Source organism: Desulfoluna spongiiphila, from assembly GCF_900101345.1.
Classification (GTDB): domain Bacteria; phylum Desulfobacterota; class Desulfobacteria; order Desulfobacterales; family Desulfolunaceae; genus Desulfoluna; species Desulfoluna spongiiphila.
Window position 1 is genome coordinate 46,534 of the sequence record NZ_FMUX01000028.1, and the last position, 16,636, is coordinate 63,169.

Annotated in this window: 15 protein-coding genes; 12 read left to right on the top strand and 3 right to left on the bottom strand. The window is 47.7% G+C overall.

Annotated features, from left to right (window positions below; all coding sequences use genetic code 11):
- The first annotated feature begins 16 nt into the window (after positions 1-16).
- The 12 genes from BLQ12_RS24755 to BLQ12_RS24810 all read left to right on the top strand — a co-directional run bounded on the left by BLQ12_RS24755 (position 17) and on the right by BLQ12_RS24810 (position 14,550).
- Entirely contained in the window at positions 17-1,189 is a 1,173-nt protein-coding gene (locus BLQ12_RS24755; RefSeq protein WP_092215304.1) for a homocysteine biosynthesis protein, read from the top strand.
- Between the two features lie 637 nt (positions 1,190-1,826).
- Positions 1,827-2,468: a signal peptidase I gene (lepB, locus tag BLQ12_RS24760; protein ID WP_092215306.1), complete on the top strand. Its 642-nt coding sequence runs from the start codon at positions 1,827-1,829 to the stop codon at positions 2,466-2,468.
- 235 nt (positions 2,469-2,703) lie between these two features.
- Positions 2,704-3,639, top strand: coding sequence for an aspartate carbamoyltransferase catalytic subunit (locus BLQ12_RS24765; RefSeq protein ID WP_092215307.1), 936 nt, complete (start codon positions 2,704-2,706; stop codon positions 3,637-3,639).
- Positions 3,623-4,897: a dihydroorotase gene (locus BLQ12_RS24770; protein ID WP_092215309.1), complete on the top strand. Its 1,275-nt coding sequence runs from the start codon at positions 3,623-3,625 to the stop codon at positions 4,895-4,897. The genes BLQ12_RS24765 and BLQ12_RS24770 overlap by 17 nt, the downstream gene beginning before the upstream one ends.
- 584 nt (positions 4,898-5,481) lie before the next feature.
- Positions 5,482-6,870 (top strand): sigma-54-dependent transcriptional regulator, encoded by a 1,389-nt coding sequence (locus BLQ12_RS24775; RefSeq protein ID WP_092215311.1) that lies wholly within the window; start codon positions 5,482-5,484, stop codon positions 6,868-6,870.
- A 296-nt stretch (positions 6,871-7,166) separates the two neighbouring features.
- Complete coding sequence (locus BLQ12_RS28245) at positions 7,167-7,628, top strand: type IV pilin protein (RefSeq protein WP_302846805.1); 462 nt, start codon at positions 7,167-7,169, stop codon at positions 7,626-7,628.
- A 244-nt stretch (positions 7,629-7,872) separates the two neighbouring features.
- Positions 7,873-8,622, top strand: a complete 750-nt coding sequence (locus BLQ12_RS24785; RefSeq protein ID WP_139164103.1) for a hypothetical protein — start codon at positions 7,873-7,875, stop codon at positions 8,620-8,622.
- Positions 8,623-8,671: 49 nt separating this feature from the next.
- Positions 8,672-9,541: an ABC transporter ATP-binding protein gene (locus BLQ12_RS24790; RefSeq protein WP_092215315.1), complete on the top strand. Its 870-nt coding sequence runs from the start codon at positions 8,672-8,674 to the stop codon at positions 9,539-9,541.
- Between the two features lie 14 nt (positions 9,542-9,555).
- Positions 9,556-10,320 (top strand): ABC transporter permease, encoded by a 765-nt coding sequence (locus BLQ12_RS24795; protein ID WP_092215317.1) that lies wholly within the window; start codon positions 9,556-9,558, stop codon positions 10,318-10,320.
- A 92-nt stretch (positions 10,321-10,412) separates the two neighbouring features.
- Positions 10,413-12,455: a tetratricopeptide repeat protein gene (locus BLQ12_RS24800; protein ID WP_092215319.1), complete on the top strand. Its 2,043-nt coding sequence runs from the start codon at positions 10,413-10,415 to the stop codon at positions 12,453-12,455.
- Positions 12,456-12,510: 55 nt separating this feature from the next.
- Complete coding sequence (locus BLQ12_RS24805; RefSeq protein WP_092215321.1) at positions 12,511-13,371, top strand: glycosyltransferase family 2 protein; 861 nt, start codon at positions 12,511-12,513, stop codon at positions 13,369-13,371.
- Positions 13,372-13,416: 45 nt separating this feature from the next.
- On the top strand, positions 13,417-14,550 hold the full coding sequence (locus BLQ12_RS24810) for a UDP-N-acetylglucosamine 2-epimerase (RefSeq protein ID WP_092215323.1): 1,134 nt from the start codon (positions 13,417-13,419) through the stop codon (positions 14,548-14,550).
- Positions 14,551-14,569: 19 nt separating this feature from the next.
- Here the strand turns inward: BLQ12_RS24810 and BLQ12_RS24815 are convergent, their stop codons facing one another.
- The 3 genes from BLQ12_RS24815 to BLQ12_RS24825 all read right to left on the bottom strand — a co-directional run.
- Positions 14,570-15,550 carry a glycosyltransferase family 4 protein gene (locus tag BLQ12_RS24815; protein WP_217640404.1) on the bottom strand — a complete coding sequence of 327 codons (981 nt, stop codon included), beginning with the start codon at positions 15,548-15,550 and terminating at the stop codon, positions 14,570-14,572.
- Positions 15,550-16,344, bottom strand: a complete 795-nt coding sequence (locus tag BLQ12_RS24820; RefSeq protein WP_092215327.1) for a glycosyltransferase family 2 protein — start codon at positions 16,342-16,344, stop codon at positions 15,550-15,552. The genes BLQ12_RS24815 and BLQ12_RS24820 overlap by 1 nt, the downstream gene beginning before the upstream one ends.
- A gap of 20 nt (positions 16,345-16,364) precedes the next feature.
- Positions 16,365-16,636 (bottom strand): glycosyltransferase (locus BLQ12_RS24825; RefSeq protein ID WP_139164104.1); only part of this gene is annotated, 272 nt, incomplete at its 5' end.

A 16,636-nucleotide genomic window follows, 5' to 3' on the forward strand; every position in this document is an offset into this window, starting at 1 on the left:
TTGGAGCTGAAATCAGGTGGGCAAATCATACAAGGTTGAAAAAAGTTACGAAGAGATCAACGCCAGGATTAAATCCGGTGAAGTGGTGGTGGTCACGGCCGAGGAGATGATCGGCATTGTGGACGAGAAAGGCCCGGTAGAGGCTGCCCGGCAGGTGGATGTGGTGACCACCGGAACCTTTGCGCCCATGTGTTCGTCCGGAGCGTTTCTCAACATCGGCCAGTCTACGCCCTCGGTGCGCACCACGGCCACCTGGTTCAACAACGTGCCGGCCTACTCCGGCGTTGCGGCGGTGGACTGCTACCTGGGGGCCACGGCGGTCTGTGACGACGATCCCTTGAACAAGGTGTATCCCGGGGAGTTTCGCTACGGCGGCGGTCACGTCATTGAAGACCTGGTGGCGGGAAAGACGGTTTACATCCGTGCGGACAGCTACGGCACCGCCTGCTACCCCAATCTCCATGTCGAAAAGGAGATGACCCTTGAAGAGCTCCCGTCGGCCGTGCTCTGCAACCCGAGGAACGCATACCAGAACTACAACTGTGCGGTAAACCCCTCGGACAAGACGATCTATACCTACATGGGGACCCTGAAGCCCAAGATGGGCAACGCCAACTACTGTTCGGCCGGGGAACTCTCCCCGCTGCTGAACGATCCCTTGTACAAAACCATCGGGTTCGGGACCCGTATTTTCCTGGGCGGCGCCCAGGGCTACGTGGCCGGACCGGGGACCCAGCATCGCCCCGGAAACCCCCGTGGTGAAAACGATGTGCCCCTTTCGCCCGCCGGGACCCTCTGGACCATGGGGGACCTTAAAAAAATGTCCCCGGAGTGGCTCCGCGGGGTGAGCATGCGGGGATACGGCTGCTCCCTTTCCGTGGGGCTGGGGATCCCCATCCCCATCCTGAACGAGGAGATGGCTCAGTACACCGCTGTGCGTGACGAGGAGATCTTCACCCAGGTGGTGGATTACAGCGACGATTACCCCAACGGGGTGTCCCGCAGCCTGGGCCAGGTCAGTTACAAGGAGCTTAAGAGCGGCAGCATCACCGTGAACGGAGAGACGATCTCCACGGTGCCCCTCTCCAGCATGGTCAAAGCCCGCGCCGTGGCCGAGACCCTCAAAGGGTGGATCCAGCGCGGCGAGTTCCTGCTGGGTGTTCCCCAGGAGCTTTTGCCTGTGGAGTAGGGCGGGCTTCATCCGCTTTGTCGTTACCCTCAGCGTAACTATTCAGCTCAAAATACAGCCTCCGGCGGCAAGGTGCGCCACCTTGAAAGCTGGTTACGAATGCGCTTTGTCCCTCGTTCCTCGGGTCAAATCACATCCGTATTTGTGTCGGCGTAAACTTAAAATATGGCCTTAAAACCTGTTTGTTAAACTTTTCAAAAGTTTAGCCCCTGGCAGGGCCGCCGGAGGCATAAGCTGAATAGTTACCCCGCAGCATCCTTAAATTTCCCATGGCGGGGATGCTGTGGGCGGGCCGCCTATTTTTGTATTGCCGATGCCAGGTGACCGGTATATGATCACGGTCATTGTGACGGCATCATCTATGACGTAAAATGGTTCAGTTCCGACATGAGAATGCCGGCTGGTGGTGCACGCAGTTCCTGGCGACCCGTGTTCCACGCGAGCCTTTCAATTTACCCGCATGAACCACGGACACGTGGTTACCTGTTCCTATTTCCGGCGTTTATACTATTCCGATGAAACGGCCTGTGCCGGTCATTCCGGTTGCCCTATACGTCTGGCGTGCACTCGGCTCTCTGCCTGATGCGCCACTGGGTGACCCGGCTCTGCAGGGCTGAAAGTAAAAGGCGAATTCACATTGGCATCGAAAAAGAGACCCCCTGCTGACTCCTCCCCGGCCAAAGGCCCCCTTCGCGAGAACATCGAGGCGATTGTCATCGCCCTTATCCTGGCGCTTTTTATCCGGACCTTTGTGGTCCAGGCATTTAAAATCCCGTCGGGTTCCATGCTCAATACCCTTCAGATCGGCGACCATATCCTGGTGAACAAGTTTATCTACGGGGTAAAGCTTCCCTTTATCCAGAAGACCATCGTTCCCGTCAAGGACCCGAAGCGTGATGATATCGTGGTCTTCATCTACCCGGAAGATCCCAAGAAGGACTTTATCAAGCGGGTGGTGGGCGTTGAAGGAGACGTGGTGGAGATGAGGGCCAAGAAACTCTACGTGAACGGGAAGCGGGTGGAGAGGGATTACACGATCCACACCGACCGGCGCGTGCTGCCGGGTCAGCTTACCCAGCGGGACAACTTCGGTCCCGTCACCGTTCCCAAAGAGTCCCTTTTTGTCATGGGGGATAACCGCGACAACAGCCATGACAGCCGCTTCTGGGGCTTTGTTCCTTTGAAGGCCGTGAAAGGCAAAGCCTTTATGATCTATTTCTCCTGGAACGGACGGGATCATTCGGTGAGGTGGCGCCGCATGGGGGATATTCTCAGGTAAAAGAAGGTGATAGGCTAAAGGCGAATTGCCTGGGGAAGCGGGGCTCATTCGATGCACTTATTGCAACGTTGTCTGTGGCCAAGTAGAGAACGGATGATTTGCCAACAACGGTAGAGACGTCTGAATCCTGCTTTAATACCTGTTTATCAAACTTTTTAAAAGTTTGGCCCCCGGCAGGGCCGCCGGAGGCTTGTTTTAAAGATCATTCCATCCAAAAATTCCAGATTGAGGTGCCATGAAATTAAAGAACAAGGATATTCTGGATATTGAGTCCCTTTCTGCCGAGGAGATCGGGTTGATCCTCGACACGGCGGAGAGGATGCGGGAGGTTTCCCGGCGTCCTGTGAAAAAAGTCCCCACCTTGCGCGGGAAGACCATTATTCTTTTTTTCCACGAGCCCAGTACACGCACCAAGACCTCCTTTGACATTGCCGCCAAGCGCATGAGCGCCGACAGCATTTCCATGGCGGCGAGCTCAAGCAGTCTTGTCAAGGGGGAGACCCTGGCCGACACGGCCCTCACCCTTGAGGCGATGAATCCGGATATCATTGTGATGCGCCACTCTTCTGCCGGAGCCCCCCACATGATGGCCCAACGCGTCAACGCGTCGGTGATCAACGGGGGAGACGGCATGCACGCCCACCCCACTCAGGCCCTCCTCGACATGCTCACCATCCGTGAAAAACTCGGCACCATTGCCGGAAAACGGGTGGCCATCATCGGCGACATCGCCCACAGCCGGGTGGCTCGTTCCAACATCAACGGGCTCACCAAGATGGGAGCCTCCGTGGTGGTTGCAGGGCCTTTTACCATGCTCCCCTTCGGTGTGGAGCAGCTGGGCTGTGAGGTGGCGTCTTCGGTGGACGAAGCCGTGGAAGGGGCCGATGTGGTGATGATGCTCCGGATTCAAAAAGAGCGTCAGGAGAATTTCCTGTTTTCATCGGTGAGGGAGTACTCCAAAAATTTCGGGCTGACCCGGGAGCGGCTCATGCGCGCCAATGAGGGGGCCATCGTGATGCACCCGGGCCCCATGAACCGTGGGGTGGAACTCACCAGTGACATCGCCGACGGACCCTGGTCCGTGATTCTCGATCAGGTGACCAATGGCGTGGCCGCGCGTATGGCACTATTTTATCTTCTGGCAGGAGGCCGTGATGCTGACAGTGATTAAAGATGGCAGGGTGGTGGACCCCGGCAATGCGGTGGGGTCTTTTGATGTCTGGATCAAGGACGGATGCATTGATGAGCTGGTTCCCTGCGGCGAAAAGAGCATCCCCGAAGATGCCGAAGTGATCGACGCCAAGGGACTCCTGGTGGTGCCGGGGCTCATTGACGTCCATGTGCACCTGAGGGAACCCGGGGAAGAGTACAAAGAGACCATCGAAACCGGTGCCCGTTCAGCCGCTGCCGGCGGCTTTACCGCGGTGTGTGCCATGCCCAACACCAAGCCGGTGAACGACACCCCTGAGATCACCTCCTTTATTGTGAAGCAGGCCAAAGCGGCCGGATACGCCAGGGTCTATCCTGTGGCGGCCATTACCGGCGGGCTTTCCGGAGGCTCCCTGTGTGAATTCGGCGAGCTGAAGCAGGCCGGTGCCGTTGCCGTAAGCGATGACGGCCGCCCCGTGGAAGACGGTCAGATCATGCGTCGGGCCATGGAGTACGCCAAGGGCTTTGGGATGCTTGTCATCTCTCACTGCGAAGAGCTCTCCCTTGTGGCGGGGGGCTGCATGAACGAGGGGCTCACCGCCACCCGTATGGGCCTTGCCGGTATCCCCAATATCTCAGAATCCATGATGGTCATCCGGGACATCAGTCTGGCAGAACTCACCGGCGCCCACCTCCACGTGGCCCATGTGAGCACCCATGAGTCCATTGAGGCCATTCGTGAGGCCAAAAAGCGCGGGATTTCCGTCACGGCTGAAACCGCGCCCCATTACTTTACCCTTACGGATGAGGCGGTGACGGGGTACGACACCAACGCCAAGATGAATCCCCCCTTGCGAACGGAGCAGGACCGCCAGGCTGTCCGGGAAGCCCTTGCAGACGGTACCCTGGATGTCATCGCCACCGATCACGCCCCCCATTCCATCCTGGAGAAAGACCTGGAGTTCAACCGGGCCATGAACGGCATCATCGGTCTGGAGACATCCCTCCCGTTGAGCCTGCAGCTCGTAAGGGAAGGCGTCCTGACCCTTGAGGACCTGGTGACCCGCATGTCCAAACGGCCGGCACAGATCCTGGGCCTCGACAACTCCCTGATCAAGGGACGCCCTGCCGACCTGACCCTCATTGATGAAGAAGCCGAATGGACCGTTGTGGCATCCCAATTGCAATCTAAAAGCGCCAACACCCCCTTTGAGGGATGGACCATGAAGGGACGGGCCGTGCGGACCATCGTGGATGGTAAATCTGTTTTTATCGGGTGAGTGGTAAGTGGTTTACAGTAAACGAAAAATGAGTGTGTGATTTTCTCGGCAAGGGTTGGCAGTTAAGACAGCGTTTCTGTTGACCCATGCCTTTGTTCGTTGAAAAGACCTGCCGCATTATGTCATGGGGTGACAAAAATTGTCATTATCCCTTTGGCCCTCCCCGAATGCAAGCAACACAGATTCCCTTCCCTTGGGCATAAAGCTCGATACGATCGATACAGACAGGTAGCGGTCCCGTTTGCCTCCGGCGGTCCTGCTGGGGGCAAACGTTTAATAAAAAAGCTGCGGATATGTTCCTTTCACCGCAGGCTCTCCTCCACGCCCGCCGGGCGTGGAGGAGAGCCTGCGGGAACCGAAACGTCTTTGTGGTGCTTTTTATGAATTGACCTGCCGGATGCCAGATGCATAGCTACGGTAAAAATCTGTTTGTCTGCCCTTTGCCCAGGCGGGATCGTCGAGGGTGATTTAAAGCCGAATTTTGCATAATTTTAGTTTGTCTGACTTTGTAATAAAACACCCATGGCGGGCCTGTTCCAGGCTTCGTCGAGGTGGAGCAGGCCGTAAACTGACGGAATCAATACATGCCTAAAAAGCCTCAAATTCTTGTTGTGGATGATGACCTCGGAATGCGCGAATTCCTTGAACTGATGCTGACCAGGGAGGGGTACGGAGTCACCCTTTCGGATTGCGGCAAAGACGCGGTCAAAAAGATCAGGAAAACGCCCTTTGATCTGATCCTCACGGATATCCGGCTGGGGGACCTGACGGGACTTGATGTCCTGCGGGCAGCCAAGGAGATTAAACAAGAGACCGCCGTGGTCCTTATTTCCGCCTATGCCACAACGGAAACAGCTGTGGAGGCCATGAACGAGGGCGCATACGATTATGTTCCCAAGCCCTTTGACAACGAAGAGCTCAAGGACACCCTTAAAAGGGCCCTGGAGCTGCAGAGCCTTGCCGCAGAAAAGGAGAAACTCTCCGAAGAGACCCAGGAGGTTTTGCATTTCGGGACCATGATCGGAAGCAGTGGCCCCATGCGGCGTATCTATACCCTGGTGGAGCAGGTGGCCGGCACCCGGACGAATGTGCTGATCACCGGCGAAAGCGGCACAGGCAAAGAGCTCATTGCCCGTTCCATCCACACCTTGAGCGGTCGCAAGGACAAACCCTTTGTAGCGGTCAACTGCGGCGGCATCCCCGAGACCCTCATGGAGAGCGAGCTCTTCGGTCACCTCAAGGGCTCCTTCACCGGCGCCACCCATGATAAAAAAGGCCTCTTTGAAGAGGCCGAAGGCGGCACCGTCTTTCTCGATGAGATCGGAGAGCTCTCCGTGGCCCTGCAGGTAAAGCTCCTGCGGGTGGTCCAGGAGCGCAAAATCAAGCCCGTGGGCGGTACCCGCGAGGTGAGTGTCGATACCCGTATTATCTGTGCCACCAACAAGAATTTAGAAGAAGAAGTCATGGAAAAGCGCTTCCGAAAGGACCTCTTCTACCGCCTCAATGTCATCGAGATCCGCGTCCCTTCGCTGCGTGAGCGCAAAGCCGACCTCAAACCCCTGGCCCAGTTTTTCCTTGAAAAGTACGCCGAAGAGATGGGCAAAGACATTACCAAAATCTCATCTTATGCCATTGATTTGTTGAAAAATTACGATTTTCCGGGTAACGTGAGGGAACTTGAGAATCTCATTGAGCGCAGCGTGGCCCTCTCCGCCACCAACATCATTCTTCCCGAAAGCCTCTCCATGTCTTCCAAGCGAAGGCGCTGGATCGAAGGCGTACCAAGGCGCCGCTTCGACCTCGACGACGTGGCCACAGGAGTCGACCTCCCCGACATCCTGGAAGCCATCGAAAAGGCTTATATGGAAAAGGCACTGGAATACACCAAGGGCAACAAAAGCAAGGCGGCGGAACTGCTGGGGCTTTCCTTTCGATCGTTCAGGTACAGGTGTGACAAGCTGAATATTTTGTAATGTGACGTTTTTTGTCAGTGTGGATGCCTCATATCGTCAGGGGGGGGTAGCGTTTTAATTGCAGAACAACAACAGAGTTTGTTCTCAGGTGACTTGGAATATTGATCTTTTGAGAAAATAGTTTGGTTTGGTATATATTATGCATCATAACTATAAAAAAGTTATGGGGGCTCTAACAACAAACGGTACTACGGCTTTCAAGTGAGCCTGGTTTGTTCCCTCCCCCTTGTTGAAAGAATGATAATTGTACCTTACTTCGAGGTGCTATTTACCTAAAACTCAGGAGGAAATGACAAATGATGAAGAACAACAAAGGCTTTACCCTCATCGAATTGATGATTGTCGTTGCGATTATCGGTATTCTGGCCGCAGTCGCAATTCCCAACTTCCGTACGTACCAGCTCAAGTCCAAAGAGTCCGAGGCGAAGATAAACCTGTCGGCCATCGGTGTGGCCCAGGAAGCTTACTTTGCTGAATATGATGAGTATGTTCCCTGTACCTCAAACCCTTCATCCCCTGCCGCCGCCGAATCTTCAAAGCGTACTTGGGACAGCCCGGCTGCAGGGTTTGATGCCATCGGTTTCAGGCCGAAGGATGCTCAGGTTTATTTTACTTATGCCGCAGCTGTTACAGCTACAGGTGGATATCGTGCCACTGCAGTGGGAAACCTTGATGACTCGACGACTGGAGACGATAACGTTTGGGTAATTACAAACCGAACCGCCGTTCGTAAGACATCAACAAAGAACAATTACTAATAAATCCATATGCAAGGATATTTGCCTTGATATGTGTTAGCCACTTTAAATCTAAGGTTGCAGTCCGTAACGATAAGGTGAAAATCAAACTCATCGCTTAACTGGCACAATTGCTGACCTCATGATTTAGACATACCAAAAGGCGGGCTATTTCAGTCTGCCTTTTGGTGTTTTATTATGAAGCAAGCAGGATGATTTTTCCATTTAAGGTGACTATTTGGACGGGCCATGTCATATGAGCGGTATGAGTAAGACGGTGCATAGGTTTAGTATTGTTGTTTGTGTGCTTTGTGTGTGTGGCTTTGGTGTACTGAACTCACGCCTTGAGCCGAGCCCAAAACGAAGTGAGGACTATCACCTTGTGGATCTTTCCCTGCCGTACTTGTCGTTGATATCCCTTGGAAATGAGAGCCTTATGGCCGACTGTCTTTGGCTGGATCTGTTGTTTCGCCTGGGAGAGTCCATCAAGAATGAGTCGGGCACCTGGTATCTGACCGCATATGTGGACGCTATAACAACGTTGTCACCTTCCTTTGAGGGGGCCTATGAATTGGCCGGCACCTTGGTTCCCAAATTAACAGGTGATTTTCAGTATACTCATGAGGTTTTGCAGAAAGGCGAAATCCATGTTTCCAAGGGTAACCCCAGGTACTGGTATATCCTCTTTTACTTAGGAATTAACGCTTATTTTGGGCAGGATGATGCGTTTTTGGCCGCGAGGTATATTGATGCTGCTTCAAAATTTCCTGATACACCCACTTTTTTGCCAGTATTCGCCGCTTCGCTTTATACGCTTAGTGACAATGAGTTTGCAGGTCTGGCCGTTGTTGAGCGCTACTTGAAGGAGTTTGATGATCCGTATGTCCTGCATCGTCTTAGGGAAAAGCAGCGTTCGTTACAAAATAAAATAGACGTAAATAGGCATAGGGAGTTTATGAGGCTTATTGTCAATCCAAATGGGTCAGGGTTTCTTGAGGCCATTGGATTCGAATGACTTTAGCTTATTTTTGTGTGTAAAGCGCGATCAGTTTTGGAGATAAAGAATGATTCTGGCCTTGGAGCAGGTCTCAAAACGATGCAAGGGTCACTTTTGGTCAAAGGATAAGACCATTTTATCTGATATTTCGTTACGTATTGATGATGGTCAGGTCATAGGGATCATTGGTCATAATGGTGCCGGGAAAACAACCTTGTTCAAATTGATAACCGGGCTGGTAAACCCAGACAGAGGCCAGGTCGTTTTTGGACAGATTATGGGGACGGTTCCGCGAGAACGTATAGGGTTTCTTCCGGAAAATCCATATTTTTACAGCCACTTGACAGCACACGAGTCTCTACGATTCTATGCCTCTCTTTTTCCGAATCTTGATGTGTCGGAACCGGATATTACCAAAGCCTTGGTAAAGGTGGGGCTGGCTGGGAGAGTTCATCACCAGCGACTGAATAGTTATTCGAAAGGGATGCTCCAACGGTTCGGTTTCGCCCAGGCATTGATCAATGACCCCAAACTCGTGATTCTGGATGAGCCCATGTCAGGGTTAGATCCATCAGGCCGACGAGATATTAGAAAGCTTATTGACAGTTTGAGAACAGACGGCAAGACAATCATTTTCTCATCGCACATTCTCGACGATGTGGAAAAATTATGCGACTCGGTCGTGTTGCTCAGTGAAGGAAAACTAATGAAATCCATTAGCTTGGATTTTGTTGCGGCAAAGTGTAGTTGGTCTGTTGAGTATGTGCTGGGGGAGGCAAATGGTCAGGATGATTCTGTGGTTCGTGAATTTGTCGATTCCAAGCAAAAACTGCATGATAAAATTGAGTGGGTGATACACCAGGGGGGGACCATCGATAACATCGATAAGGTGATTCCACCCTTGGAAGAGTGGGCCATAGGCAGCAGGGATATGTAATGAGGTGAAGTATCATGAATACGCAGAGTGTGTTTCATATCGGGGTCAATACCTACAAAGAGGTTGTACGGGATAAAATATACTATGTTTTTTTTCTGTTCTCAATTTTCATTATTTTTTTTTCCAGCATACTGGGACGCCTTTCCATCGGAGAATCTCGCGTAGTCATCATGGATTTTTCTTTTTTTTCCATGGAATTTACTGGCGTGATGATATCCATATTCGTCGGGATTACCCTCGTTTATCGGGAGATTGAAAAAAAGACCATTTTTAATATTTTGTCAAAACCGATTTCGAGATCTGAGTTTATCCTCGGAAAGTTCCTTGGGTTGCTCATGGCCTTGGTACTGATTGAAACAGTCATGTTTGTCGTCGTTGTGATTTTTTTGAAATTTAATCATGTTGATGTATCATGTTGGATACTTGTTGTTTTCGGCTCAATTCTGTTGCAAATTATGATGATTTTAAGTTGTGCGGTGTTGTTCTCAGCCGTGAGTTCTCCCATCGTCAGTGGTATGTTTACCCTGTGTTTTTATATTATCGGTAGCATTTCGTACCAGATCGTGCGGTTGTATCCAGCAAGAGATGGTGCTTATATATTAAAGGCCTTGTATGCCCTTATCCCCAATTTCTCCAAGTTTGATTTTTCGTATCAATACGTTCATCATCTAGATATAGTGGGTATGTCTGTGTTTACGGCATGGGGTTACGGTATTTCTTACGTGGTACTTTTGTTGCTCATTGCTTCCCGGTGCTTCGCTGTAAAGGATATATTTTAAAGTAGGCTGCGGGCCGTAAAACATTTGCTTCTGATGTAGCAACGGTTCGGCTTGGTATTTCAGGAATTTTAATTTTGTGTTAGGAGTCTGAGTTGACGAGACAACAAACAATTTTTTTTTCGTGTGTTCTTCTTATTGGATTGTTGGCATCGTATTCAAACTCTTTTCACGCCTCATGGCATTTCGATGATCAACAGAACATTCTTGAACGTAAATCGGTACATATAAGGGAACTATCCCCCGAATCATGCCTCAACGCCATCGGTGGGAAGCTATCTCCCATTTCCATGTTAAACGGTCGGTCAATCAGTTATCTTTCTTTTGCGCTGAATTGGTACGCTGGTCAGGACAATCCGTTCGGTTATCATGTGGTTAATTTTATCATCCATTTTTTAAACGGCATACTGCTTTATTACGTTATAGCCAGGCTACTGCAAATTGATGGGCAATATGATCCGGGCCAGGTGTACGCTGTTTCCATGCTGGCTGCGTTCATCTGGTCACTTCATCCAATCCAGATCCAATCAGTGACATATGTCGTGCAGCGGATGAATTCTTTGTGTGCACTGTTTTATCTGGCGGCATTTTATTTGTTTTTGGGGTTTTACAAATCAAATGGTATTTCAGTTTTCAGGCCCTTGCTGGTTGTCTTTTTTTCGTTACTCTCCATTGCGAGTAAACAAAATGGCGTATTGGTTGGGCTCAGTATTCTTCTTGTGCTGTTTGTCTATGGAAATCCTTTTAAAGATCATTTTTTATCCAAGACCATCGGAATTCTTTGGGTAGGTGCTTTTTGTGTCGTTGCGCTGGCTTTCTTAGACGCAGCGTTCGAGTGGTCTTCGGTCTATTCCGGGTATGAGTTTCGAGATTTTACAAAGGGACAACGATTGTTGACTCAGCCCCGAGTCCTCCTTTTTTACTTGTACCAATTGTTTGTCCCGAGTTCAGGCCTCTACTCCATAGCCCACTCATTTTCCGTTTCAACATCCTTGATATCTCCTGCCTCAACATTGTTGAGTATTTTTTGTATAGGTGGTCTGGTTATGGGAGCATGTGCTGCAATATACAAAGGGTACCGTTTACAGGGGTTTGCCGTCTTGTTTTTTTTGATCAACCACCTTGTCGAATCTACGGTTCTGCCTCTGGAAATGGTTTATGAGCATAGGAATTATATTCCATCGTTTTTTCTGTTTGTGCCCCCTTGTCTGGGGATTGTTAAGGTTATTTCTTCACCTCGTTTTACGCCGTTGATTCGTGGGGTGGCTGTGACGGCCACCTGCTTTATCATCATTCATCTTGGCATGTCGACGTATTTACGCAATAAAGATTGGGCTACGCCCTTTTCCTTATGGGCGTCTGCAGTGCCACGTGGAGAAGACTTGGCAAGGGTTTACCAAAATCTTTCCACCACCTATTCCGCTAAAACGATTGACGGTCTTAAAACACGTGTTTTACTGAATATGAAGGCCCTCACCTTGAATGACTCAACGAAAGGAAAGCAAGAGTATGTTTCGATACGAAATATTGGCGGGGCCTATGGGGAGTTTGGTGATTATGAGAGGGCCATTCCATATCTTAAAAAAGCGTACGATCTCATAGGGCTTGAATCGGACGCCCTGCTTCTTGCGACGGTTTATTTCAGGATGGGAAATTTAGACGAAATGAAGGGGTGGTTGGACCGAATCGATCCGATGAGGGTCGGTATCCCTGAACGCAAGAAGTTTTATCGTATGGCGTCTATTTATTATATAAACGACGAAGATTTTGGATCTGCAAGAGACACGTTAATTAACTATATAGAGCTGGGCGGTGATTTGACGTATCCTTATGCGTTGATGGGAAACATGCATTTGGGATCCGGCCGGGATGCGTTGGCCATCAACTATCTTTCAAGGATTGATGCAGATCAGTTGCTTCTAGATGCCTATCTTTTACATGCCTATGCTCTCTCTGGAGATGAATGGGGTATTTTAAGAACGGTTGAAATGATTGAGAGCAAATATTCAGTCGCTGAAATTAGGAAGCTGATCCGTGAGCTGCCAGATATGAAGAATATTGCACATGTTTACCGGAACCCATCTTTGGAGGATACCATGAAGAACTCATTTTTTTGTCTGTTACATCACCCTTTTTAAATGAACGAATATGAGCAGTCAACATGCGGAGAACTGAAGGAAAGGTTTGCAAAGAATGAAACGTGTGAGTGTCATTTTGCCTGTGTACAATGAAGCACCCAACCTCCCGTACCTACTGGACGACTTGATCGAGAGCTATCCAGATTATGAGGTTGTTGTTGTCAATGACGGGTCAACAGATAAAACATCTGAGCTGTGCACCGGGTATGATGTTATTCTCGTGGAGCATCCGTACAATATAGGCAACGGAGCCGCAGTGAAAACAGCGATGCGCCTCGCAACGGGTGATATCTTCGTAACCATGGATTCAGACGGTCAACATGACCCGGCCGATATTGATAAATTGGTTTCTTTAGTTGGTGAATACGATATGGCCGTTGGGGCTCGCTCCTTTTCAGGTCAGGCGACCACTCAAAGGGCGCTGGGAAACCTTGTATACAATGCCTTTGCATCGTATGTGGCTAAATTCAAAGTTCAGGATTTGACTTCTGGCTTTCGTGCAGTGAAAAGAGACGTTGCACTGGAGCAACTCCACCTGTTTCCAAATACCTATTCATACCCAACGACCCTAACTTTGGCGGTATTGCGAAGCGGTTACAGTGTCAAGTATGTTCCCATAGCGGTCAGGTCGCGCCAAAATGGTAAAAGCGGGATCAATCTCGTCAAGGACGGGACCAGATTTTTAATGATTATTATTAAATTATGTACCTTATATTCGCCTTTGAGGGTTTTTTTGCCCGTAAGCGGGTTTATGCTTGTTTTGGGGCTGTTGAATTATGCCTATACCTACTTGTTACAGGGACGATTTACTAATATGAGTGCCGTTTTATTTATGTCAGGCGTGATCATATTCATGATGGGAATAATATCCGAGCAGATTTGCCAATTGAGATATGAACGTGTCCATAAGGATTAGTTTAGGCACCAACACACAATAGACTCAATACAACGTGGTTATGTGATGATACATTTTTTCATTGGGACCAAGGCACAACTTATCAAACTGGCTCCTGTTATCGAGGAAATCCTGAAAAGACAGGTAGAGCACCGGTTAATAGATACCAGCCAACATTCACGAACGACTGCTGAGTTGATACGATTGTTTAAATTAAGGGGCCCGGATGTTGTTTTGAATGAAAGAAGGGACAATATTGATAAAATTTGGGATGCATTCGTATGGTTCACTAAAGATATTTTGAAATTAGTAATGTGCGGGAAAAAAATACGCAACCACGTTTTTCAGGACAAGGGGGGGGTCTGTGTTGTGCACGGAGACACCCTCTCGACGTTGTTATCCCTCTTGTATGCAAAGCGTTGTGGCCTGAAGGTTGTTCATGTTGAATCGGGTCTTCGCAGTTATGATGTATTCAATCCGTTTCCAGAAGAAATCATAAGGCTGATATCGATGAAAATGTCAGATTATCTGATTGCGCCCTCCCGGAAAGCGTTCCAGGCTTTGTGTTCAATGGGGTATCGATCAAAGTCACTGCTTGTTGAAGGAAATTCAGGTAAAGATGCGGCCTTGAAAATAATCAAGCAGATTTCGTATGATTCAATTCCTTTAGGGGTGCAGCATGAAAAATTTGTTCTTGTGACTATCCACAGGGCGGAGAACATTTATAACCAGCAACGGATGAAACTGTTATGTGACGTTGTGAAACAGACGTCTGACACCATGCATGTTGTATTTGTTCTTCATGACCCCACACGGATCCAACTAAAAAAGTTTGGGCTATTGGATAAATTATCTCATACTAAGAATGTATCGTGTGTTGAACTGCAACCGTATAACAATTTTTTGAAATTGATGATCAATGCCGGTTGTGTCATGACTGACGGAGGAAGTATTCAGGAAGAGTGTTCATATTTTGACATTCCTTGTATTGTTCTGCGTTCTTCTACTGAGCGTTCAGATGGCCTTGGAAAAAATGCCATTTTATCAAATTACGACGTTGCTTTAATACATGAGTTTGTGGGGAATGTTCATTCTGTAACCAGAAACCAAAATGAGTACATTGATATTAAAAATGATACGTCCAGAAAAATTGCACAATATATTGAAGAATTACACAAACGGGAAATGAATTGTTTGTAGGGTTGGTGGTCGTGCAGGGCTAAGAATGAATTTCTTCAAAAAGTGTATGATATTCAGCAACCATTCGTTTTAGTGTGAAATGTGACTCTATTTTACTGCGATTATACTCTCCCATTATGTGTCTTAAACTTGGGGATTTGGCAAGAATATTAATTTTTTCAGCAAAGTCACTGGTATCCCCTATTTTGCACAAATATCCTCCTTTTCCATGATCAATCAGCTCTGGCAATGCCGTACAGTTCGTTGCAACAACGGGCAACCCGCAGGCCATCGCTTCAGCAACTACCAAACCAAAACCTTCACGAACGGTTGGCATAAGAAGGATATCCATGTCGTTGTATAAGTTCGGCATATCCTGATGGTTAACAACACCAACTGACTTAATGTTTTGTAACTTCTGGGGAAGATTCATTAAGCCTGTGGTTGCATAAAACTCAAGTTCAGTACCTGCTTTTTTGCATATTTCAGGTAGCCAGTGTGCTCCTTTTTGTCGTTTCAGGTTTCCTGCAAAAAGAACCTTGACGTTACGTTTTTTTTTATGTTTGGAAAGTGGTCTGAAAAATTGTTCATCAACGCCATTATATATGACTCTGATTTTATCAGTAGGGTTGTGCTGGTTTTCAACTATTGAGGCCGTATGTTTACTTACGGCTGTGATGTGTGTTGATTTTTGGACGGCCAAATTTGTAAATAGCTTGAGGGCTGTTGCGTAGTGTATGTTTTGCAATATTGAATTGTATTCCCTGCAATCTCTTCCCAGAGAATACCCGTGAAATGTAATCAATAGCGGCTTGTTTTTTTTTAAAAAAAAAGGGGCATAATCAGGTGTTGTGTGTATCAAGTCAATATCATGGGGTATGGAAATTGTCTTGAGTAAAATTGGAAATAACGTTAAGTAAGGTGAATATTCTCTGACCCCATAACCTTTAAGGTGTTTTTCTAATGTCTTATGAAGGATATAGGCGCCATTACCATAGGCCATTGGTGAAAAAATTTTCATCAATAAATTTCACCTTTTTTTAAATGTAGAATTATATTAATTTTATAAATATAGTATAGTTTTTGAAATAGCTTTTGTAGTATTTTCCACAGCAATGAATTCTCAAGCGAGTTTTGGATCTCAAATTCTTGTTTTATTCTATCCTGATATAATGAAGGGGCAGAGCTTATGCCTTGCGATCCCATAATTGACACAATGCTTCTGCTGTATTGAACAGGCTCACCTGACAATAGTATTGTGTAAAAGAATTTATAGTCCATTGAAATAGAGAACGATGTATCAAAGAACCCAAACTTATAAAACGTATCTCTGTGGACAAATGCGCCCTGGTGTGGAATTGTATTGCGAAGTTTGTACCAATAGGGAATGCATATGGGGTGAGCTATTTTCATGCCTGTTTTGTGTTTAAATAAAATTGAATAAGCGTAAACACTGCTTTTTGTCGAAGAAATATCAGAGAAGACTCTATTTAGGGTGTTTTCATCTGCCAGCTCATCGTCGGCGTGAATAAAAATGATATATTGTCCTTTAGATAATTTTATTCCTTTGTTCATGGCATCGCTGATTCCCCTGTCCTTTTCTGAAATATATCTTAAGTTATATTTATCTGAATAGTGCCTAATAATGGATAAGGTTTGATCAGTCGAATCCCCATCAATTATAATATGTTCAAAGTTTTTGAATTTTTGCTTTCTTATTGATAAAAGCGTTCGGTTTATTGACTTTTCAGCATTGTAGGATGCGGTGATTATCGAAAAAAATGGGTTAAGCAGCGTTTGATTTCTGATAGCCATATCAAATATAGAGTCTGGTTTTAATTGTTATGAAGTAGTTCTTTATAAAGTCTCGAATATGTTTTGCTTACAATGTTGATATCATAATGTTGAAGTACTTTGGATCTAGCGCTTGTGGACAGACGATCATCAAAATTTGAATTTAGCGTCCACTCGATGCCATGGGAGAGATCATTTATATCAAAAGCTTTAGCAAGGTATCCATTGCTGACATGATCTATCATATCAGGGATACCGCCAATATTAAACGCTACGCATGGCGTCCCGCAGGACATAGACTCCATGACAGTGT

What these genes read in the sequence shown, in the direction of transcription:
- BLQ12_RS24790 (WP_092215315.1), top strand. Translation starts at nt 8,672, where the DNA reads ATGATTCTGGCCTTGGAGCAGGTCTCAAAACGATGCAAGGGTCACTTT.
- BLQ12_RS24785 (WP_139164103.1), top strand. Translation starts at nt 7,873, where the DNA reads ATGAGTAAGACGGTGCATAGGTTTAGTATTGTTGTTTGTGTGCTTTGT.
- BLQ12_RS28245 (WP_302846805.1), top strand. Translation starts at nt 7,167, where the DNA reads ATGATGAAGAACAACAAAGGCTTTACCCTCATCGAATTGATGATTGTC.
- BLQ12_RS24775 (WP_092215311.1), top strand. Translation starts at nt 5,482, where the DNA reads ATGCCTAAAAAGCCTCAAATTCTTGTTGTGGATGATGACCTCGGAATG.
- BLQ12_RS24770 (WP_092215309.1), top strand. Translation starts at nt 3,623, where the DNA reads ATGCTGACAGTGATTAAAGATGGCAGGGTGGTGGACCCCGGCAATGCG.
- BLQ12_RS24765 (WP_092215307.1), top strand. Translation starts at nt 2,704, where the DNA reads ATGAAATTAAAGAACAAGGATATTCTGGATATTGAGTCCCTTTCTGCC.
- BLQ12_RS24820 (WP_092215327.1), bottom strand. Translation starts at nt 16,344, where the DNA reads ATGGCTATCAGAAATCAAACGCTGCTTAACCCATTTTTTTCGATAATC.
- BLQ12_RS24795 (WP_092215317.1), top strand. Translation starts at nt 9,556, where the DNA reads ATGAATACGCAGAGTGTGTTTCATATCGGGGTCAATACCTACAAAGAG.
- BLQ12_RS24805 (WP_092215321.1), top strand. Translation starts at nt 12,511, where the DNA reads ATGAAACGTGTGAGTGTCATTTTGCCTGTGTACAATGAAGCACCCAAC.
- BLQ12_RS24810 (WP_092215323.1), top strand. Translation starts at nt 13,417, where the DNA reads ATGATACATTTTTTCATTGGGACCAAGGCACAACTTATCAAACTGGCT.
- BLQ12_RS24815 (WP_217640404.1), bottom strand. Translation starts at nt 15,550, where the DNA reads ATGAAAATTTTTTCACCAATGGCCTATGGTAATGGCGCCTATATCCTT.